The organism is Rhizobium sp. BK312 (assembly GCF_014193605.1).
Lineage (GTDB): Bacteria > Pseudomonadota > Alphaproteobacteria > Rhizobiales > Rhizobiaceae > Rhizobium.
This window is the reverse complement of record NZ_JACHZP010000002.1, coordinates 584,435-605,773: the sequence shown is the minus strand read 5'-3', so window position 1 is coordinate 605,773 and position 21,339 is coordinate 584,435. Positions and strand designations below refer to the sequence as shown.

At 58.7% G+C, this 21,339-nt stretch carries 19 protein-coding genes and 2 pseudogenes; 9 read left to right on the top strand and 12 right to left on the bottom strand.

The features are described from left to right. Window positions 1–41 precede the first annotated feature (41 nt). The 3 genes from FHT85_RS07425 to FHT85_RS07415 form a co-directional block, all read right to left on the bottom strand. On the bottom strand, window positions 42–794 hold the full coding sequence (locus FHT85_RS07425) for an SDR family oxidoreductase (RefSeq protein ID WP_112413031.1): 753 nt from the start codon (window positions 792–794) through the stop codon (window positions 42–44). Between the two features lie 159 nt (window positions 795–953). Then, on the bottom strand, window positions 954–1,922 hold the full coding sequence (locus FHT85_RS07420) for an MBL fold metallo-hydrolase (protein WP_112413032.1): 969 nt from the start codon (window positions 1,920–1,922) through the stop codon (window positions 954–956). Window positions 1,923–2,226: 304 nt separating this feature from the next. Then, window positions 2,227–2,682, bottom strand: coding sequence for a carboxymuconolactone decarboxylase family protein (locus tag FHT85_RS07415; protein WP_112413033.1), 456 nt, complete (start codon window positions 2,680–2,682; stop codon window positions 2,227–2,229). Between the two features lie 272 nt (window positions 2,683–2,954). Here FHT85_RS07415 and FHT85_RS07410 point away from each other — a divergent pair, with 272 nt between their 5' ends. From FHT85_RS07410 to FHT85_RS07385, 6 genes and pseudogenes are all read left to right on the top strand, one after another. Then, window positions 2,955–3,740 (top strand): alpha/beta fold hydrolase, encoded by a 786-nt coding sequence (locus tag FHT85_RS07410; protein ID WP_112413034.1) that lies wholly within the window; start codon window positions 2,955–2,957, stop codon window positions 3,738–3,740. A 41-nt stretch (window positions 3,741–3,781) separates the two neighbouring features. Further along, the gene (locus FHT85_RS07405; RefSeq protein WP_112413035.1) at window positions 3,782–4,762 is read left to right on the top strand and encodes an alpha/beta fold hydrolase; all 981 of its coding nucleotides are present in this window, start codon (window positions 3,782–3,784) and stop codon (window positions 4,760–4,762) included. Window positions 4,763–5,138: 376 nt separating this feature from the next. After that, window positions 5,139–8,326: pseudogene (locus FHT85_RS07400) on the top strand (PAS domain-containing protein). After that, window positions 8,323–8,964: a response regulator transcription factor gene (locus FHT85_RS07395; RefSeq protein ID WP_112413038.1), complete on the top strand. Its 642-nt coding sequence runs from the start codon at window positions 8,323–8,325 to the stop codon at window positions 8,962–8,964. Before FHT85_RS07400 ends, FHT85_RS07395 begins: the two are co-directional and overlap by 4 nt. Window positions 8,965–8,966: 2 nt before the next feature. Beyond that, the gene (locus tag FHT85_RS07390) at window positions 8,967–9,344 is read left to right on the top strand and encodes a response regulator (protein WP_112413039.1); all 378 of its coding nucleotides are present in this window, start codon (window positions 8,967–8,969) and stop codon (window positions 9,342–9,344) included. Between the two features lies 1 nt (window position 9,345). Then, on the top strand, window positions 9,346–10,041 hold the full coding sequence (locus tag FHT85_RS07385; RefSeq protein WP_112413040.1) for a response regulator transcription factor: 696 nt from the start codon (window positions 9,346–9,348) through the stop codon (window positions 10,039–10,041). 222 nt (window positions 10,042–10,263) lie between these two features. Here FHT85_RS07385 and FHT85_RS07380 read toward each other — a convergent pair. The 9 genes and pseudogenes from FHT85_RS07380 to FHT85_RS07340 all read right to left on the bottom strand — a co-directional run. Further along, window positions 10,264–10,820: pseudogene (locus tag FHT85_RS07380) on the bottom strand (GAF domain-containing protein); the annotation flags it as partial. 248 nt (window positions 10,821–11,068) lie between these two features. Beyond that, complete coding sequence (locus tag FHT85_RS07375) at window positions 11,069–11,950, bottom strand: aldose 1-epimerase (RefSeq protein WP_112413041.1); 882 nt, start codon at window positions 11,948–11,950, stop codon at window positions 11,069–11,071. Next, on the bottom strand, window positions 11,951–12,706 hold the full coding sequence (locus FHT85_RS07370) for an SDR family oxidoreductase (protein ID WP_112413042.1): 756 nt from the start codon (window positions 12,704–12,706) through the stop codon (window positions 11,951–11,953). It lies immediately after the preceding gene. 7 nt (window positions 12,707–12,713) lie between these two features. Continuing rightward, a complete protein-coding gene (locus FHT85_RS07365) occupies window positions 12,714–13,445 on the bottom strand; it encodes an ATP-binding cassette domain-containing protein (protein WP_112413043.1) in 732 nt (243 codons plus the stop codon). Further along, window positions 13,442–14,425 (bottom strand): ABC transporter permease, encoded by a 984-nt coding sequence (locus tag FHT85_RS07360; protein WP_112413044.1) that lies wholly within the window; start codon window positions 14,423–14,425, stop codon window positions 13,442–13,444. Before FHT85_RS07360 ends, FHT85_RS07365 begins: the two co-directional genes overlap by 4 nt. 69 nt (window positions 14,426–14,494) lie before the next feature. After that, window positions 14,495–15,469, bottom strand: a complete 975-nt coding sequence (locus FHT85_RS07355; RefSeq protein ID WP_112413045.1) for a sugar ABC transporter substrate-binding protein — start codon at window positions 15,467–15,469, stop codon at window positions 14,495–14,497. A 26-nt stretch (window positions 15,470–15,495) separates the two neighbouring features. Then, a complete protein-coding gene (locus tag FHT85_RS07350) occupies window positions 15,496–16,197 on the bottom strand; it encodes a GntR family transcriptional regulator (RefSeq protein WP_112413046.1) in 702 nt (233 codons plus the stop codon). Between the two features lie 82 nt (window positions 16,198–16,279). Continuing rightward, a complete protein-coding gene (locus tag FHT85_RS07345; protein WP_112413047.1) occupies window positions 16,280–17,482 on the bottom strand; it encodes a mandelate racemase/muconate lactonizing enzyme family protein in 1,203 nt (400 codons plus the stop codon). Then, on the bottom strand, window positions 17,482–18,144 hold the full coding sequence (locus FHT85_RS07340) for a FadR/GntR family transcriptional regulator (protein ID WP_112413093.1): 663 nt from the start codon (window positions 18,142–18,144) through the stop codon (window positions 17,482–17,484). The genes FHT85_RS07345 and FHT85_RS07340 overlap by 1 nt, the downstream gene beginning before the upstream one ends. A 174-nt stretch (window positions 18,145–18,318) precedes the next feature. Between FHT85_RS07340 and FHT85_RS07335 the strand changes: the two genes are divergently transcribed. The 3 genes from FHT85_RS07335 to FHT85_RS07325 are packed head-to-tail and all read left to right on the top strand — an operon-like array spanning window position 18,319 to window position 21,326. Continuing rightward, window positions 18,319–19,212 (top strand): SMP-30/gluconolactonase/LRE family protein, encoded by an 894-nt coding sequence (locus FHT85_RS07335; RefSeq protein ID WP_112413048.1) that lies wholly within the window; start codon window positions 18,319–18,321, stop codon window positions 19,210–19,212. Between the two features lie 53 nt (window positions 19,213–19,265). Then, on the top strand, window positions 19,266–20,048 hold the full coding sequence (locus FHT85_RS07330; protein ID WP_112413049.1) for an SDR family NAD(P)-dependent oxidoreductase: 783 nt from the start codon (window positions 19,266–19,268) through the stop codon (window positions 20,046–20,048). Between the two features lie 30 nt (window positions 20,049–20,078). Beyond that, on the top strand, window positions 20,079–21,326 hold the full coding sequence (locus tag FHT85_RS07325) for an enolase C-terminal domain-like protein (RefSeq protein WP_112413050.1): 1,248 nt from the start codon (window positions 20,079–20,081) through the stop codon (window positions 21,324–21,326). Window positions 21,327–21,339: the final 13 nt, after the last annotated feature.

The window sequence follows — 21,339 nt, the reverse complement described above, 5'->3', positions numbered from 1 at the left end:
GCCCGCGGGCGGCCCGTCATCGTCCCTTTAGTTGCGGGCATTCATTTACGTGCAGAGGTCGCGAACCACTGTTCGAAGGTGATGCGGCCGAGGCGGGGATTGTTGTCGGAAACAAGCGAACCGTCCTCCAGCTTGGTGCCGAAATAGCGGGCATCGGGATCGCCTTCGACATGGCGCGCATCGCCCATGGCCTTCAGATAGCGGGCGACGAGCTCGTTCATCCGGACGCGCTCCGGGCCGGAGATCTCGATCACGCCATTGATGGGCGCTGCGGTCGCAACAGTGGCCATGGCGTCGGCAACGTCATCGGAGGCGATCGGCTGCACGTAGCCCGTCGGCAGCCGCACGACGTTGCCGATGGTGGCGGATTGAGCGATGCCGCTCAAAAATTCCATGAACTGCGTCGAGTGGACGATCGTATAGGGTATGCCGGATTCACGGATGGCCTTTTCCTGGGCGACCTTGGCACGCATGTAGCCACTGCCGGGCAGGCGATCGACGCCGATGATGGAAAGGGCGATGTGATGCTTGACACCGGCGGCCTTTTCCGCCGCCGCCAGATTACGGCCCGATGTCTCGAAGAATTCAAGCACGGCCTTGTCCTCGAAGGACGGCGAGTTTGCGAGGTCGATGACGACGGAGGCACCGGTAAGCGCTTCAGCCAGACCCTCGCCGGTGATCGTGTTGACGCCGGTATTCGGGGCGGCGGCAACGACTTCGTGGCCTTGGCTGCGGAGGCGGTCGGCCGTCTTCGAACCGATCAGGCCGGTTCCGCCGATGATGACGATTTTCATGAGCTTCTCCATGCGCGGCCGCTTCGCGCACCGCGTCGTTCATTCGTTGCTGAATGGTTGGTCGTGGTCAGGCCGGTCCTATCGAAGCCGTAGCTCCGATCGGCCGAACCGGGACGGCCCTAAAGGCTGCGCGCCGGCTCGGCTCTGGTCCACTAGGGCTTAGTAGTCCCAGAAGACCGGCACCCAACGGAAGTGATCACCTTCGGCTGCCACATGGCCGACGGAGGGGAACGGCATATGGGTGGCCACCAGAAGCTCGCCGCTCTCCGCCAGCTCTTGCAAAAGCCGGACGCGGACGCGGGCAGCTTCTTCCGGGTCGTGTTCGAAGCCGTTGAACCAGTCGGGGTGATCGAAGCCGACCGCGAACACCGCATCGCCGGCGAACATCAGCCGGTCTTTGCCGGATGCCACGCGGACCACGCTATGCCCGGGTGTGTGGCCGCCGGTTCGGGAGACGACCACGCCCGGTGCCACCTCGTACTCATCATCGAACAGTCGCAGGTGGCTTTCGTATTCCTTTCTGAACTGCTTGGCGGCCGCCCGAAGCGCGTCCGGGAAGCCGGGCGGCATCGACACGTGGGTGAAATCGGGCGCCTCCCAGAATTTGACCTCGGCCGTCGCCACGTGGATCCTGAGGTCCGGACGCAGCCGCTCCTTCACGCCGTCGACGAGCAGCCCACCGACATGGTCCATATGCATGTGGGTCAGGACCACGTCGGTTACCGATCCAAGGTCGATGCCGGCGGCTTCCAGCCGCTTGATCAATTGCCCGGCCCGCGGCAGGTTCAATTCCGGGTCCAGCCCCAGGCCAGCGTCGATAAGGATGGTCTGCTTACCGCTGCGCACCACGACCACGTTCAGCGCCCAGTCGAAAGCGTCCGGCGGCAGGAACATGTCGTTGAGCCATTCCGCGTGTTCAGTCGGGTCGGCATTGTATCCCAACATCTTGGTCGGCAGCGGCAAGACGCCATCACTGATCACCAAAACGTCAATGTCGCCGATCTTCACCGCGTAGCGCGATGGAACCAGCTCGTCGGCGCCTGTCCTCCCGACGCGTGAGTTGTTTTCCAAGCCCATGTGTGTCTCCTGTTGAGCAATCGTGTGAGGTTTTGTTTCTGTCTGCGACATGATGCGCTCCTGTTTTGCGTGATCGAAACGGTCATAAGCCACGGCGCGGATTTTATGTTGAGGGACGTTTGGCGGTCGATCCGGCCAAGGGAGAGGAAAAACCATACCTGAGGATAGGGCAGCCCATGCTCTCGGTGTGCCGCGGCGGACACTTGGCAGCAAAGAGGCCGGCATGAATTCTCGCTGGTCGAACGATGTCCTACCCCTCCGTCCTGCTGATGATGCATCTCAGTGTTGAAGGCTGAGGATTGGATACTGTGCCGAGCGGATGCATCCGCCCGGCCCGCTCGCAGACGCTCGCCGATTAGCCAGCACGTTTGTGATCTGCCGGATGCTGCAGCCGAAAGCCGATCGCCAGCCGGTTCCAGGCATTGATCATGGCGATGCCGATAGACAATGCCAAAAGTTCGTCTTCCGAAAAGACGCTGTGTGCTGCTTCATAGTCGCCATCCGGCGCACGGCTCTCGGCGACATTGGTCAGCGACTCGGCCCATGCGAGCGCCGCACGCTCGCGATCCGTGTAAAGCTGCGATTCATGCCAGGCATTCAGCAAGAGCATACGCTCTTCCGTCTCACCCAGCTTGAGCGCATCCTGACGATGCATGTGCAGGCAATGGGCGCAGCCGTTGATCTGCGACACGCGCACCTTGACGAGCTCCATTAGTTTGGGATCGAAACTTTTGGCAATCCAGGTCTCGACGGCGACGAGGCCATCGATTCCGTCATTCTTCCTGGCCAATATGTTCAAACGCTTGGTCATCCTGTTCTCCATGGATTGATTGCGATCGGAAAGCTGGGCGTATGGCCCGGATCACCAACTACCCCGGCGCCGTGGATCAACCATCTGGCCGGAAGGTGCGCCCGGCTGCTCTCTGATGTAGCGGTGCCCTGCCGATCGATCAGATTTCCCGCCGGTTGCGCTACATCATCCTATCCCTCAGCAGTGGATGGGCGCATCTCGCGTAGAATGGTTTGCCGCCGCAAACCCACGCATTCTCCCCGCATAGGAACCGCTACGTTAGGAGAAAGCAGATGCTCAAAATCATAAAGGTCTTGGCGCTTGGCGCCGCGATCGCCACGCTGACGGTCGCTAGCGCACAGTCCCAGGATCGCGATCTTAAACCGACAATCGTTCTCGTTCATGGCGCCTTTGCTGAATCGTCGGGCTGGGATGCCGTGATTACCCGCCTGACGAAGGATGGCTATGTGGCAATCGCAGCGGCCAACCCGCTTCGCGGCGTCGCATCGGATGCCGCATCCGTCGCATCCGTTGTCCATTCGGTCCGCGGCCCGGTTATCCTGGTGGGCCATTCCTATGGCGGACCGGTCATCACCGAAGCCGCGAACGGCAGTCCGAACGTGAAAGCTCTCGTTTACGTTGCTGGTTTCATGCCGGATACCGGCGAATCCAGCGTCACCCTATCGGCAAAATTCCCAGGCAGCACGCTTGCCGACACACTCGCGCCCGTGACGCTACCTGATGGCAAGCGGGACCTGTATATCCAACCATCCAAGTTTCGTCTCCAGTTCGCTGCCGACGTTTCGGATGACAAGGCGGCGCTGATGGCTTTAACGCAGCGACCCGTCGCCCAAGCTGCGCTTGCCGAACCCTCCGGCGTCGCGTCGTGGAAGCTGCTGCCCTCCTACATGATCTACGGGTCTTCCGACCGCAGCATTCCGCCAGCGGTCATGCAATTCATGGCCGAGCGGGCACATGCCGTGAAGACTGTCGTGATCAACGGAGCCTCGCACGCACTCATGGTCTCGCATCCCGGCGAAGTCACCGCCCTCATCGAAGAGGCGGCGTCAGCCCACTGATTGGCCCCTACTCCACTTTAATCATCGGGAAAGATAGAAATATGCGGGACATTCCAAACCCATCGGCCGTTAGCCTCTCACGCCGCGACGCCCTGCTTGGCAGCCTCATTGCCGGTATCGCAACCGGCTTGCCCGCGGTTGCTGCCGCAAAGACTCCGAAGCAGCCTCTCTCCGTCAGCCTCAACCACGGAAGACAAACAACGAGCACGATCATCACCAAGGACGGCACGGAAATCTATTACAAGGACTGGGGAACCGGCCCGGTTGTCACCTTCTCCCACGGCTGGCCGCTGAATTCCGATGCTTGGGACGGTCAGATGCTCTTCCTCGCCCAACGCGGCTTCCGCGTCGTGGCGCACGATCGCCGCGGCCATGGACGCTCCAGTCAGCCGACGTCGGGCAACGACATGAACGGATATGCCGACGATCTGGCCGCCCTTATCGAGACGCTGGACCTTAGGGACGCAACGCTGGTCGGCCACTCCACCGGCGGCGGCGAGGTCGCGCGCTATATCGGCCGGCACGGCACGAAGCGCGTCGCCAAGGCCGTCCTCATCGGCGCCGTGCCGCCGGTCATGGTCAAATCGGCGACCAATCCTGAAGGCCTGCCGATCGAGGTCTTCGATGCGATCCGCGCCGGTCTCGCCAAGGATCGTTCACAGTTCTACCGAGACTTCGCCCTGCCGTTCTACGGTGCCAATCGATCGGGCTCGAGTGTCTCCCAAGGCACCCTCGACCAGTTCTGGCGTTTGAGCATGCAGGCCGGCCTGCTCAACGCCTATGAATGCGTCAAGGCATTCTCCGAAACCGACTTCACGGAAGACTTGCGGAAGTTCGACGTGCCAACACTCGTCCTGCATGGCGAAGACGACCAGATCGTTCCGATCCAGGATTCCGCCGTCAAATCCGCGCGGCTGATCAAGGGGGCCAAGGAGATCTACTATCCCGGCGCGCCCCACGGCGTCACCGCCACCCATCAAGACCAGGTTAACGCCGACCTGCTCGCCTTCCTCAAGGCTTGAGCTGGCCACGGCTCGCGGGGCAAGCCGCCGTCCTCCTCGAGCCGTCCTGAACTGGCGCGGCCTTGCCGCGCCAGTTCTTCAATCTCCTTCCATCATCGTTCTCTCGGAGCTCGTCCAACACGCAGCAGACTTGGCCGATAACCACCTGCGGCTTTTGGCTGAGACAGGAGGCATCCAAGTGGATCCCGGATACCACTGAGGCTTGACGGTTTTCCACCAGCGCGGCGATGGCACCGCCGATAGATGGATTTCCATAAGTTGCCGCCGCGCAATGGCGCGAATAGTGTGCGAGGCTGGATCACTGATGCTGCTATCGAGACTGGCCATTCGATATGCTGGCGCAGCCTAAACTTTGTGTTTCCTGCAGGAGCCGCCGATGACGCGCGTCTGGTCGTACCGCCCCCAACTCCTGCATCTAGGTCAATTTTTTGCGACCTATATTCTGGGGTGCGGCTTCGCGCAGACACTTGCAATCGTACCCGGGACGGGCATTTCATCATCGCAATCCTTATGCTCGCGCCCAAGCGGAGTTGGCCGTGGTGGGTATCGGTCGGCTGCCTCGGGGAGCTATTCAGCAATGTCCTGTGGTTCCACAGCCCGCTGCCCGCCGCCGTTCTGATTTATGCCGGCAATGCGCTCGAAGCCATGGTCGGCGCGTGGCTCGTAAACTGGGCTTTGGGTCGGCCGGTTCGACTGGAAACCCTGCGGGAAGTTCTTGTATTCGTCGCGTTAGGCGCTGGAGTTGCTCCCGTGGTGAGCGCGACGGTCGGAAGCGCGACGCTTGCTTGGTTCGGCATATTTTCACAAACCTTCTCAGGGGCTTGGCCGCTCTGGTGGATCGGGGATGCCACTGGGGTCCTGATCGTCGGACCGCTCGCGTTGGTCGTGATCCAGAACTGGAACAGCAAGGCCGGGCTATCGGTTGCGCGGTGGCTTGAAGCATGCGCAGTGGGACTGATCCTTCTCGGCGTCGCGGCCCTTTCGCTCGGCAGCTACCTGCCCTTCGCCTATATCATCATGCCGCCACTGCTTTGGGCCGCCGTGCGATTCGAATTCAAAGGCGCTGTCGTCTCTCTCGCCCTTCTCGCGCTAATTACCGCGATCGTCACGATATCCGGTGCCAGCCAGTTTGCCGGAAATGCCGAGAGCCAGCGCCACAACCAGATCATGCTTCAACTCTTCCTGGCGATCTCGGCATTTTCGGCCCTGGTCGTGGCCGCCATATCCCGGCAGCATCAGCTCGCCTTACAGACATTGCGTCAGAGTGTGGACGCTTTGCGTGACCGAGAGCGGGAGCTCGAGCAGATCGTAAACATGGTTCCCGTCCAAATTAGGCGTCTGACTCCGGCAGGTGAGCCAACCTTCTTCAATAAACGGCTGCTCGACTATTTCGGCCTGGATGACGTCGAGCAGTTGGACAATCAGGATAGCAGTCGTTTGGTGACCGCCATGCGGACTTTTGTTCACCCGGACGATTCCGATGGGCTCTTGAACGCGGTCCGACGCTCGATCGCGACCGGCGAGCCCTACGCAATGAAATATCGCATGCGTCGTGCAGATGGCGTCTATCGCTGGTTCGACGGTCGATGGGAACCATTGCTCGACGATGACGGCGGGATCGTTGAGTGGTTTGCAATCTCCATCGACATCGATGATGAAGTGCGCGCGCAAGAGGCTTTGCGCGATCGGGAGCAAGAGCTCTCCCAGCTTGTGGACGCCTTGCCAGTCCACATCTGGAGCTGGACACCCGCCGGCAAGCTGGCCTACGTCAACAAGCGATCGTTGGAGGATCTGGGCCTCTCTGGGGCGAACTTCGAAGATATGACCCGGGTGGCGCAAGAACTGGTCCATCCCGAAGATGCTCCCGAGGTGCTGCGTGCGTCAGCCAACTCCCTCAGATCCGGCGACCCCTTCATGATGCGGTATCGCAGGCGTTGGAAAGACGGCAACTATCGCTGGATAGAGGCGCGCGCGCAGCCTCTGCGTGATGCAGATGGAGCAATCGCTCATTGGTATCAGGTGTCCATCGATATCGACGATCAGATGCAGGCCGAAGAAGCGCTGAAGACCAGCAAGCGGCAATTGGAGCAGATGATCGACACCCTGCCGATCAATATCCTGAGCTTCGCTCCATCGCGCAGGATGACCTATACGAGCAGACGATATCTGGACAATGTCGGTGCACCAACACCCGACATCGAGAACTTCGATTCGCTGGCGCGAGATTTGGCTCACCCTGAAGACTTTCCGATCATGTTTCAGCGAGCAATGAATGGCTTCGAGACCGGCCAACCTTTCGTGAACCGGTTTCGTCGGCGTACTAAGGATGGAACCTATCGGTGGATCGAAGCTCGCGCGCAGCCTCTGCTCGATGCCGATGGTGCGATCGTACAGTGGTATATCATCTCGATCGATATCGAAGATGAGATGCTCGCGCAGGAGGCGCTACGGGAAAGAGAACGCTTTCTTTGGCAATTGGTGGAAACGCTGCCGGCGATGATCGATTGCGCTGCGCCCAATGGCGAGCCGGTCTATCGCAGCCAGCAGCTCCGGGAATTCCTTGGCTACGAACTGGAAGAATTGGATGGCAAGAAAAAATCACGGCTGAATGGCACGCTCGATGCCGGAGTGCACCCAGAGGATCTTGCCGGGGTCAAGGAACAGTACGCCCGTTGCCTGTCGACCGGCGAACCCTATGCACGCAGGCATCGCTTGCGCCGTTTCGATGGCGAATATCGCTGGGTCGAGACGCGAGCCGCGCCGATGCGCGACAACGAAGGCGCAATCGTGCAATGGAATGTGATCTGCCTGGATATCGATGGCGAGGTTCGGATGCAGGAGGAGTTGCGCATGGCACACGAGCGGCTGGCGCGCGCCAGCCAGGCGGCGAGCCTTGCCGAGCTTTCCGCCTCCATCGCACACGAGGTGAATCAGCCTCTGGCGGCGATCGTCGCCAATTCGCATGCATGCTACCGCTGGCTTTCAGCCGAGCCCGTCAATGTCGAGCGAGCGAAGATCACCACTGAACGTGTCATTCGCGATGCCAATTCAGCGGCGGAAGTCGTCAGTCGCATCCGGGCGCTGTTCAAGCAATCCGTAGACAACAGGGTCAGCCTGTCGACCGCAGGCGTTATCGCCGAGGCATGTAGCCTGGTGGCTGGCGAGGCTTTGCGCCGCCGCATCCGGATCGACATCGATGTAGAAGACAAGCTTCCGCCTATCGCGGTCGATCGCATCCAGATCCAGCAAGTCCTGGTCAATCTCATCCGCAATGGCATGGAGGCAATGGACACCGTTGCAGGTGAGAAAACTATCGACGTGCGCGCCCATCGCGTGGACAGCGACGTGCAGATCGAAATAGGCGACCGGGGGAACGGCATCGAATTCCCGGATCAGATCTTCGAACCTTTCTTCACGACGAAAGAGAACGGAATGGGCATGGGTCTCGCCATCTGCCGTTCGATCGTGGAAGCGCATGGCGGGCGTCTATGGGCCGAGAAAAATGAACCGCGTGGCGCGCGGTTCATTTTCACCTTACCAACCGTGGGGAAAGCGGCGCCATGACACCGGACAACCATGTTGTTTTCATCGTCGACGATGACGAACGCATCAGGGAGGCACTCGGCGAGCTCCTGGAGACCCACGGCATGCGCGCCATCGCGTTCGGTTCGGCGGGTGACTATGTAGACGCCGAAAAACCGGATCTACCTGCCTGCCTGATACTCGACGTTGAATTGCCCGATATCAACGGCCTCGAACTGCAGCGGCAGATCGCCGAGGGCGATCATCCGCCGATCGTCTTCATCACCGGTCATGGCGACATCCCTTCCTCTGTGCGGGCGATCAAGCACGGCGCGGTGGATTTTCTCACGAAGCCGTTCAGCGATGCGGACCTCATGGCCGCGGTTCATACGGCAATTTCGGAGGATCGGAAAAAGCGATCGGAACGGGCCGAACTAAGCTTGTTGAAGCAGCGTTATCTCGAACTGACGCCACGCGAACGCGACGTGCTGCCGCTCGTAGTTAGCGGCCTGCTCAACAAGCAGGCGGCATCGCAACTCGGAATCAGCGAAGTGACGCTGCAAGTCCATCGACGGAATGTGATGCAGAAGATGGCGGCGGCATCGCTTGCTGATCTCGTGCGCATAGCGGAACGATTGGGAATACAGATCATCCATTCGCGCCGCATGGGAGGAAATTGAGGATGAAGAAGACAAAACCGATCGTTGCGGTTGTCGATGACGATGCGAGGCTGCTCGAATCCCTGGACGAGCTGCTGGAATCCGCCGGCTATTCAGCCTGCTGTTTCCGGTCGGCTGAACATCTGCTTGCCTGCGGTCTGTCGGATCTGGATTTGTTGATCACCGACATCGGAATGCCAGGTACAAACGGCTTTGAACTTCGTGACATAGTCAACAAGGCGCGTCCGGAACTGCCGGTATTCCTGGTTACAGGCCGCCACGAGATTGCCGATCAGGGCCGCGCCAAAGGCGTGGATGGCTTTTTTCGAAAGCCATTCGACGCGCCTGCCCTACTCATCGCGATAGGGGAAGCTCTACAGAAATCGAGAAATGGAGGGTGACATGAAAATTGACCAGCCGCTCCGAAGAACGGCACCGCTATCGCGGCAGCAAAAGAATGACCTCAGCGAGCCCATCGTAATCATCGTTGACGACGATGCAGCTGTTCGCGAGGCCTTGTCGGAGCTGATCCTTTCGGCAGGCCTGCAGCCAATGAGCTTCGCCTCGACCCGAGAAGTGCTTGAGGCTGACATACTGGACAGCCCCGGCTGCCTGATCCTTGACGTCCGCATGCCGGGGGCGAGCGGCCTTCACCTACAGCATCATCTGCTGGAAAGCGGTAATGCGAAGCCAATCATCTTCTTAACCGGGCATGGCGACATTCCGATGACCGTGCAGGCGATGAAAGCGGGTGCGGTTGACTTCCTGACCAAGCCAGTGCGCGACCAGACGCTGCTCGACGCCGTCATTGCCGGTATCGCGCTCGACGCGGCGCGACGGGCCAATGCTTTGGTCGTCAAGCGGAATATTGAGCGCCTGGTGACACTAACGCACCGCGAACGCGAAATCCTGCGCGAGGTGGCACGCGGTCGGCTCAACAAGCAAATCGCCTTCGACCTCGGGATAAGTGCGGTCACGGTCAAATTGCACCGCGCCAATGCCATGCGCAAAATGGGGGCCGGCTCCATCGGCGAGTTGATCAGGGCCTGGGAGACGCTGCCCGCCGCAATGCGTGAGGCCGGTGGCGCGACGCTCTAATAGGGGTCAATCCGGCCCGGGAGTGCCTTGTGCTCACATTGCCTCAATGGGTGGCGTCGCCTTAAGCTGGGACAGGTCGCGCGTCTGGCATGGTACCAGCCTTCACGCGTTGATTGACATGGTGATCTGCCGCCATGTTGCGATGGCGTAGAAACGAAGCTTTCGATGATCTGCGGCGGTGAGATGTTTGCGGTGAAGAAGGAAGAGATTGGCGATCTGGCCCTGATTAAATTGCCCACGGTTCGGCAGGCCGGTCAGCACGTCCATATACGTCAATCGCTGGCGCTCGCGCACTCGCTCGTCCCGCTCAATGGCGATAGCGCAAAGGTGCACGCTAGCGTCAACAATCTGTTGTTCAAGGTGGCTCGGACCTCGCTGTTCGTGAAAGTAGAAGGCAAATGTCGCAACAACACGGTCACCACTGAAGATTGGGGTCGACCAGCATGCCTTGAAGCCGAGTTGTAGGGCCAGATCTTTGAATTTCGCCCAGCGAGGATCGCGCGCGATATCTGTCACGGCAACAGCTTGCCGCCAATATACGGCGGCGCCACAGGAGCCCACTAACGGTCCAATGGTCAGATCATCAAGTGCGGCGGAATAAGATCCTGGGAGCGAGGGTCCCGCGAGAGGATGAAGGCGCGCTCCATCAACCGACAACACCGAGCAAACGATGCCCGGTACCAAGCGTTCCACCTCAAGGCACAAACGATCAATCGTTGTTTGCAAGGCTCGCCACGGGCGACCATTTCCAAAATGAGATTCTGCAGCTCCAGCGTCATGGCATTTCAATTCTATTCGGATGACATACTTCGGCAGCGTGACCTTGAGTTCGATTGGAGATTATGGCGCCAGCTAACGGCGATCACCTTCAATCGGTGTTGACCTGATATTACTGCGCGACCGGTTGAATGCACAAAAAACGCCCTGTCCGGGCATGTATCGACAATGTGACATTGCTGCGCTGGCGCGAGTTCGTCCGATAGCCACACACGACCTGTAAGCGTGCGACTTTTAATCGAGTTGCGTGTCACACATCCCATTGCAACGTCATCGAAGCAGTCAGTTCTTCGCGGTGTTCGAGCACCTGGAGGCCGGGCCGACCGTCGAGATTGTGCGCGTCCACAGGGTGAGAAACTGGTTCAAAACAGAAGAAGTCTACGTTCGAATTCGGTGAATAGACCAACGCGTAATCAAGGTTATCGGAGGCAAAGATCCTGAGTGATACCGCTCCTCCCCCTTGTGTGATTACAGCTTTTCTGTCCCACCCGCCGAAGACGTTGTTGATCCAACCCTCAGGCAAGACGCGCCCACTGTCAAAGTCCCAGTCTGGAACCTCGATAACCTTTCGTCGCCCGGCCGGCAGATGGCGCTCATCCTCCAGCCATATTTCTGAAGCGCGAAATCGCAGCCGGGTGCCAGCGTTTCTTGGAAACCAAGGATGAAAGCCGACACCGAAAGGCAATTTCTGCCCCGACAGGTTTTGAACGGTGAGATCAATCACCAGCTTATCTATTGCGAGTGTAACAATCTGTCTTGCCCGATAACGGAAGGGACCGATCTCCCCATCGCATTCCAGTTCGGCGATCTCGCCGCGTCGAGCAACCGTACGCCAGCGCCGCTGAAAGCCGTCGCCGTGAATAGGCAATGGCTCGCCGGGAAGATTGACGGGGATGAGATAGAATATGCCGTCTTGTTCGAAGCCGCCGCCGGAGATGCGATTGGAAAATGGGACAAGCACATTGGAGCCGAGCGAGAAGGCGTCCCCCTCCCTTCCGGTCCAGGGTCTTAGAGCCGGAAGAAAGGAGCCGCCTGGGATCCGAACATCAAGCCGCGCAATACCTCCTCCAAGCGCAGGCACGAGCTCGAGGCGCGCTTTTTCGTTGTCCAGAACGATCCGCTCGACCGCCATCTACCAACCGCCATCGATCGCAATGTTCTGGCCGGAGATCATATCGGATGCGGGTGAGACGAGGAAAAGAGCCAGCTCTGCTATATCTGTTGGCTGGATGCGCTTCTTCAGCGATTGGCTCTCGATGATCCAATCGTTGTATTGCTGCAGCCGGTCTCCAAAGATGCGCTGCTCGGCTTCAGAGACAACGGCGCCCGGCGAGATCGCATTGACCCGGATCCCATGCGGACCGAGTTCGCGGGCAAGCGATTTGGTCAGCCCGTACATGGCGCCCTTGGAAGCGACATAGGGCACATAGCCATCCCATCGTCCATTGAGTGTGATCGAGCAAAAATTGACGATCTTGCCGTACCCCTTCTGCTTCATGCTCGGCGTCACGGCGCGCGTCAGTGCAAAGGCTGCTGACGAATTCACCCGCAATTGGTCCTCATATTCTTCCAAAGAAAATTGCTCGAAGGGCTTATTGATTATCAATGCCGCATTGTTGATCAGTATATCGATACCACCATGGGTAGCTGCGAGTTCGGCTATTTTCTGCTCGCTCTCGGCGAGACGGTTCAGGTCCTGTCCGACATAGAGCGCGTTGCAAGCGGTTTCGGAGGTAATACTTGCTGCGAATTGCTCGCCATTCTCTGCTCCCGGCCGGTCGAGCAGGAGCACAGCCGCTCCCGATTGAGCCAGGACCTTTGCCTGCGCTCGGCCAAGCGTTCCGAGCGCTCCCGTGAGCAGCGCAGTTTTTCCTGAGAGAATTGCCATCTCAGCCTCACAAGAGTTCGTGGACTTCGTCGATCGAGGTGTCCGCGGTCGCTCGATCGAACACGATCTCACCGCGTGCCATTGCTACGATCCGGTCGCAAGATTGGAAGACATGCTGCATGTTATGCGAGATGAAGATGCCGGTCAGGCCCTGTGCCTTCAGGCCGCGCACGAAACCGATAACCTTGTTCGTTTCCTTGACCGACAGGTGGTTTGTGGGCTCGTCGAGGATCAGCACCTTCGATTTGAAATGCATTGCGCGAGCGATCGCCACACCCTGCCGCTGACCACCCGAAAGCTCGCCAACCAGTGCGTCCGGCGAACGCAAATGCAGATCGACATCGGCGATCGCCCTGACGCTCTCATCGCGCATACGCTTCTGATCCATGATCCCGAAATTGCCGACCTGCCATTTCATGGGCTCGCGACCGATGAACAGGTTACGGGCAATTGACATTGTCGGAACCATGGAATTGTACTGATAGATCGTCTCAAGCCCGTGATGCATGGCATCCTTGGGAGACCGAAAATTGACCTCCCTCCCCTCGATCAGAATCTGGCCATCATCCTGATGGTGCACTCCCGAGAGGATCTTGATCAGTGTTGATTTTCCCGCGCCATTGTCGCCCACCAAGCCGACGGATTCACCGGGATTGATTGTCAGCGACACATTTTTCAGCGCGTGCACACCGCTATACCATTTCTGAAGATTACGGCACTCGATGATTGCTTGTGTCATTTGTGCGCCTCCACCTTGATCTTGCGGGACATCTTGCCCATCCAGGCATTGGCGATGACGGCAAACATGGTGAGCATGCCGATCGCGAATTTGAACCAGTTGGCATCGACCCGCGAGAGGACGAGACCATTGTCGATAGTGCGGATGAGCAGCGTGCCGATGATCGCACCGAATACCGTGCCGATACCGCCGGCCAGCGCCGTGCCGCCGATGACGGCAGCGGCAACCGCCTGCAACTCCAGCCCCTCGCCGATCGACGGCAGCGGTGAACCCAGACGCAGCACCTGCAACAGGCCGGCAAAACCCGCCAGCATCGAGCAGAGCATGAAGCAGACGATCTTCACGCGCCTGACCGGTATGCCCATAGATGCCGCGGCCTCGTTGAAGCCGCCGACGGCGCGGATCCAATTGCCGAAATTGGTCAGAGACAGGAATGCAGCAGCAAGGACCGCAATCAGCGCGAACCAGAGGAAAGACATACGCAGGATCGCTCCCGGCCAGATATAGTCGGTGAAAAGCCACGTAGGCAGATCGTCGGGCAGAAGTGGCGGAAAGCCGCCCGAGATGACGATCGTCAGCGACCGCGCCATGAACAGCATGCCGAGCGTGGTGATGAAGCTTGGAATGGAGAACTGCAGCGTAATATAGCCGTTGATCAAGCCGATAAACGCACTGAGTACTAACCCCAGCAGCAGGGCCACACTGAACGGAATACCATCGTTCAGCATGACAGCCATCGACATCGGCATCAAAGCAAAGACAGAGCCGACCGAAAGGTCGAATTCACCGCAGATCATCAATACGGTGACGCCGATGGCCACTAACGCCATTTCCGGCAGGAGACCCATGATGCCACGAATATTCTCGAACGACAGCAGAACGCCGCTCGACTTGAGCTGGAAGACAATAATCAAAATAGCAAGCAAGGCTGCGCCTGCGAGTTCTGGCTTGTCGAGGTAGATTTTTAGAAACCGTTTCATAGGCCCACGCCGGATTTTTGCGGCGCTACATCACCCAGACATAGCGCCGCTCGGTTTATAGGAGTTGGATCAACGCAATCCTTGTTTGGACATTTCCATGATGGTCGGAACATCCTTGGGTGTGACGATACCCTGTCCGGTGTCGATGTCCGATGGAGCAAGGCCGGCCTTCTTCCACAGATAGGTCTCCATGACAGGCATGAAGCCCTGCATGTAAGGCTGCTGGTCGACCTGCACCTGCACATAGCCGGCCTTCATCTGCTGCAGCACCTCGGGCACGAGATCGAAACCGCCGAGCAGAACCTTGCCTGGCGCAATACCGCGATCCTTCAGCACCTTTGCGACGCCTGCACCCCAGAAGCCAGTATCGAAATAGGCCGTCGTGTTTGGGTTGGCGTTGAGATAGGCGCCGATGCGGTCCGCCGTCAAAGCTAGATCGGTTGCAGCATCAACGCGGGTGATGTTGATCACGCGATCCTTGTGCTCGGCCTTGTATTCCTCGAGAAATTTGGTCACGCCGGCTGCGCGCTGTTCGGACCATGTCTGGCCGGGCGCATTGACGCCGACAAGCAGGTTGAGCGGGCCGTCCTTCGGGAAATTCAGCGACTGCGCCTTGGCAAGCGAATAGCCTGCCGCGACAAAGCCCTGGCCGATAAAGGCCTTGCGGGCGTTGCCCTTGGCGCCTTGGCTGTCATCGACATTGACGGCAAGCACGAGGATGCCGGCGTCGATCGCTTCCTTGATCGCCGCGTCATAGGCCTTGTCGTCGACGATGGCGACGAAGATCGCATCCGGCTTCGTGGCGATTGCCGCCTGGAGATTGGCGACCGCCTGCTCGACTGAGCCCTCAGTCTGCGTGAGCACAAGCTGGCATTTGGCGTCGACGCGGGCGCAAGCATCGTCAAAGCCTTTTTTGACCGACTGCCAGAAAGTGTTGGATGCCGAGGAGTGGCTGATGAATGTGATATTCAGTCCTGCGGCAGAAGCACCGGATGCCATCAACGATAGTCCGAGCGCCGTACCGGCGATCAATTTCTTAAGCATGCTTTCCTCCCTGTGTTGCTGGTGATTTACTCTGTAGGTGCCGTATCGTCGAACAGCTCAGCGCGGAAACGGGCGATTTCCGTCAGAGACGTCAGTATCTCGCGCAAGTGCAACCGGATCGCTTGCTCGGCTGCCGCCTTGTCGCCGGCCGCGATGCCGTCGACGATTCTCTCATGCTGCTCGATCAACTTTCCGACATGCATGTCGTCGACGGAGAGGAAGCGGACGCGGTCCATCTGCGCCTTGACACTTTCGATTACGCTCCAGGCATAGACCTTGCCGGCCGCTGCTGCGAGCGTGCGATGAAAGAGTTCGTCGAGCTTTAGGAAAGCCGCGCGATCGTCGTGTGGCACCTTGCTCTGTTCGTGCAGCTGCCGACGCAGTTCGGCGATCGTCTCAGGCGCGTGACTTTCGGCAACGTGCCTGACGATATCGGCCTCGATCGCCTCACGTACGAAACGCACATCCATGACCGAAGCCACGGAAATCTTGGTGACGAAGGTGCCGCGCTGCGGCAATACCTGCACCAAGCCTTCCTCCGAGAGCTTGATGAAGGCCTCGCGTACCGGCTGCCGACTGACCGACAAGGATTTGGCCGCATCCGACTCCGATAGCCGCTCCCCCGGCAAAAGTTCAGCCTGAATGATCCGCTCACGCAGGATGCGATAGACCTGCGGTCCGACTGCTTCACCCATCACGAAGACGTTTGAGGATTGCACTGTACGCATGTGGTGGCTCTTCTCCCGATGTCTTCCTCAATGCGGACCGTACTAACCTACTACCATACAAGTCAAGTATTTTTTGCGGACCTCAGGCTTCGGCCTTGGCTATTCGGCGGGAAACGCTGAACTTTTTCTCGAGATCGTCGGCCAATTCGACCCCGTGGCCCGGCCCCGGCGGAATAGTGATCATGCCGTTGGCAACAGTCGGCAATTGCGTAGTGAGATCCGCATACCAAGTACGGTAGTAAGCTCGCACGCTCTCCTGCACGAGTGCATTCGGTGCATTGAGCGACAGATGCGTCGACGCCGATAATACCACCGGTCCCGTGCAGTCATGCGGCGCGACCGGCAGATGCCAGGCCTCAGCCATCGTTGCGATTTTCTTTGCCTCGGAAATGCCGCCACACCACGAAAGATCGAGCATGACGACCCCGGCGCTTTCGGTCTCCAGCAGATCACGAAAGGCCCAGCGCGTCGCAAGTGTCTCAGAGGCACATAAAGGCGCGCGGCTCGCCGCCGCATAGCGCTTCAAGCTGGAGAGCGAATCCATCTTGATCGGATCCTCGTGCCAGAACGTGGCATAGGGTTCGAGCGCACGGGCAATCTGGATGGCTGGAGTGAGCTGCCACATCGAGTGAAACTCGACCATGATGTCCATCTTGTCGCCGACCCGCTTGCGGATCTTCTCGAACGGCTCCAGCGCCTTGCGCAGTGCAGGTCCAGAAATATATTGGCCGCTGCTCGCCTCCGCGGCGATATCGAAGGGCCAGATCTTCATGGCCGAGATGCCTTCGGATAGTAAGTCCTCGGCCAGTTCGTCGGCACGGTCGAGAAAGCCATTGAGGTCGTCATAGTCGCGCCTCGGGCCACCGATGCCGTAATTCCCGGTCTGTTGGCCGCTGGCGTCACGCATATAGGTGTTGCCGGCGCAGGTGTTGTATGTGCGGATTTCGCGGCGCGAGAAGCCGCCGAGCAACTGCGCGATCGGCATGTCCGTCGCCCTCCCGAACAGATCCCATAGGCCGATATCGACAGCCGAATTGCCGCGCATTTCGACCCCTGTGGAACGGAAGCCAAGATAGCCGGTCAGATCCTTGGAAATTTTATCGATTTCCAGGGGATCTCTGCCGAGGAGCTTTGGCGCCACGACTTCGTGGATATAGGCCTCGACGGTCTCTGCCATGAAGAATGTCTCACCGAGCCCGACGAGACCCTCATCCGTGTGGATTCTCACCCAGAGAATGTTTGGAAATTCCTTGACGCGAATGGTTTCGAATGCGGTGATCTTCATCAGTATACTCCAGCCGCCAAAAGTGCCTTTACGGTCAGGTCGAAATGCTCGACCATTGCCGCCTCACCCCCGGCCGGATCGCCATTGGCAATCGCCTGGGCGATTGCGAAATGGCCGTCGATGCTTTCCTGCCTGGTTTCATTACTGCCGCGGCTTGCCCAGCCGATCGGCCAGGTGTGACGCGTCACGACATGGAAGGAGCCGACAATCAAGGAAAACATCGGGTTCTTCGAAGCAACGCCGATCGCCTCGTGAAAAGCGATGTCATGCTCCATGACCTTCTGCGGATCGTCGAAATCGCGCTGCATGGCTTCGGCCAGCGCATAAATGTCCCCCGCCTCGCGATCGGTCCGACGCAGCGCGGCAAGCGACACCGTGCGTCGCTCGATGGTTCGCCGCACGTCGAAGATCTGCTGGATCGTCGCCTGGTTGGTATGAACAGCATGATCGGTGATCATTGCCAGCACGTCTGCCCTTGGTGCCGCCACCCTGGCCCGCCGTCCATTGCCGATATCGATCAGCGTCAGCGCCGCAAGCGAACGGTAGGCTTCGCGAACGATCGTTCGCGACGTGCCGGTCAGTTCTGCAAAAGCGCCCTCGCTCGGCAACTCATCGCCAACCTGAAGCCCATTGTCGCGAATGAAGGCTTTCACCGAGCGCATCACGCCGCCGAGGAGGCCTTCATTCGCTCCCTGCCGATCCCCTGCCTCCTTTATCCCCGACACGATCTCTATCAAGCTCCGCCCTTGCCTATCATATAGGTTTCATTTAAGCTTGATGTAGATCCTAGTTTACCTATTGTCAATTGGAAGTTTTGGAAACGGTTAGGAGCGCCAATGAAGGCCAGTGTTATTTTCGAGGCGCAGGATATCGTCGGTGAAAGCATTCTATGGGTGCATGACGAGTGCGCACTCTATTGGGTCGACATCGGCGGCAAGCGCATTCATCGTCTGGAGGTAAAGACTGGCCGGCACAATACATGGCCGACACCTGATTTCCCCACCTCGATCGGCATGTGCAAGAACGGCGGCTTCATTGTTGGGCTGGCGCGCGAGGTCTGTTTCTGGCGACCCGGTGAGAAATTCGAAACCTTCGCCGTGCCGGAGCCGGACATGCCCGACAATAGACTGAACGAAGGCCGTGTTGCGCCGGACGGCTCGTTCTGGGTCTCGACGATGCAGAACAATCTCAATCAGGACGGCACACCCAAGGATATGACCGCCAACACCGGTGCGGTCTACCGCATCGATGCGTCGGGCACGATCATGCGGCTTACTCCCAACGAGTATGGCATCACCAACACCATGGGCTGGACGCGCGACAACCGCTTTCTCTTTGCCGACACGCTTGCAAATGAAATCTACTCCTTCGCCTACGACCCCGCGACAAAAGCCATCGCCAACCGCCGCACGATTGTCAGCGGTTTTGAGCGCGGGCTGCCGGATGGCTCCTGTCTCGATGCGGACGATCATCTTTGGAATTGTCGCGTGGTCGGCGGCGCGGCTGTCGCGCGCTTTAGCAACGATGGCACACTCAAGGGCCTTATCGAATTGCCGATCTCTTGGCCAACGAGTTGCACATTCGGCGGCGCGGATCTTTCGACCCTCTACGTCACCTCGGCCCGTTTCACCATGACGGACGAACATCTCGACGCCCATCCGCTCGAAGGCAGCCTGCTCGCGATCAAGACGGAGTTTCGTGGTGTAGAGGAACCTAAATTCGACTATTGACATACTGGTATGGTAGAATGTTATTAACTTCATCGGGTGGAGGAGCGCCGAAAATGGAATTCGACGGCAAGAGCGTCATCGTAACCGGCGGCAGCTTGGGCATGGGCCGCGCTTGCGCTGAGCGGTTCGCCAGGGCGGGAGCACGGGTCCTGATTGTCTCCAACGACAAAGATTCGGTTGAGAAGGCCGTGATGGAGATTGGCGGCAAAACAACCGGCTTTGTTGGCGACGTCCGAAATTCCGGACATATGTGTAGCGCCGTCGACGAAGCTGTCGTGAGGAATGGCGGTGTCGACATCCTCACCTGTTGCGCCGGCATCCAGCGCTATGGCACCGTCGTAAACACGCCGGAGGACGTCTGGGACGACGTGCTCGATATCAATTTAAAAGGCGTTTATCTCGCTGCGAAATTTGTCATTCCGGAAATGAAGAAGCGGGGCGGTGGCGCGATTGTCGCGATTTCGTCGATACAATCCTATGCCTCTCAAGCAAATGTCGCTGCCTATACGGCGAGCAAGGGCGCAATTAACGCGCTGGTGCGCGCTATGGCTCTCGATCATGCCGCCGACAACATCACCGTGAATGCCGTCTGTCCAGCCTCGATCGATACGCCAATGCTTCGTTGGGCCGCTGATCTCTTCAAGGGTGATATGACCCAGGACGAGATGATCGCTCAATGGGGTAAGGGTCATCCGATCGGCCGTGTCGGCAAGCAGGAAGAAGTCGCGGATCTGGTTGCCTTTCTCGCCAGTGACAAGGCTCGCTTCATTACCGGCGCTGACATGAAAATCGACGGCGGCACTATGGCCAAGCTCGGCATCGCGCTGCCTGAATAACTAATTCTATTCAATTGAACGGAGACCTGCATGAAGCGGCCCAAGATCACCGACATCCGAGCGACAACCGTGACCGTGCCACTGGAAGCGCCGCTACGGCACTCCAATGGCGCGCATTGGGGGCGCTTCGTGCGCACGATCATTGAGGTCGAAACGGATGTCGGCATTATCGGTCTCGGCGAGATGGGGGGCGGAGGCGAGAGCGCCGAGGCAGCGTTCCGCGCCCTCAAGACCTATCTTGTCGGACATGACCCGTTTGAACTCGAGCAGTTGCGTTTCAAGATCTGCAATCCGACCGCCAGCCTCTACAACAACCGGACGCAGATGCACGCGGCAATCGAATTTGCCTGCATCGATATCATCGGTAAGTTCCTGGGTGTTCCGGCCTATGACGTCCTTGGCGGCAAGATGCGCGATGAGGTCGGTTTCGCGAGTTATCTTTTCTTTCGCCTACCCAACAAGGATACCGGCAAGGGTGAAATCCGCACTGCTGATCAGCTGATCGAACAGGCACTGGAGCTCAAGCGCAGTCATGGCTTCAAGGCGCACAAACTCAAAAGTGGGGTCTTTCCGCCAGATTACGAGCTCGAGGTCTTCCGCGCACTTGCAAAGGCTGTTGGCAGCGATTCCGTTCGATATGATCCTAATGCCGCCTTCAGCGTCGAGGAGGCCATCCGTTTTGCAAAGGGTATCGAGGATCTCAATAATGACTACTACGAGGATCCGACCTGGGGGCTGAATGGCATGCGGCGCGTGCGCGAAAACACCCATATGCCGCTTGCCACAAACACCATCGTCATCAACTTCGAACAGCTTGCGACCAATGTGCTAAATCCAGCCGTCGACGTCATCCTGCTCGATACTACCTTCTGGGGCGGCATCCGGCCTTGTATCAAGGCGGCAGGCGTATGCGAGACATTCCAGCTTGGCATTGCCGTGCACTCTTCCGGCGAACTAGGCATTCAGCTTGCCACCATGCTGCATCTCGGCGCGGTGCTGCCGAATCTCGTCTACACCGCCGATGCGCATTATCATCAGCTGACCGACGATATCATCGTCGGAGGCCCGATGAGATATGCCAACGGCGCAATTAAAGTGCCCGATGGTCCCGGGCTCGGCGTGGAACTCGACCGCGAGAAGCTCGGCCGATATTCGGAGCTGTTCAAGTCGTTGGGTGGCTATCTTTACGATCGCGATCCAGCTCGCCCGGGCTGGTTTTCGACCGTGCCCAACACCCGCTGGGCTGATCCGACCGACGATCGGGTAATATCTTACTAAAGGATCCGCAGGC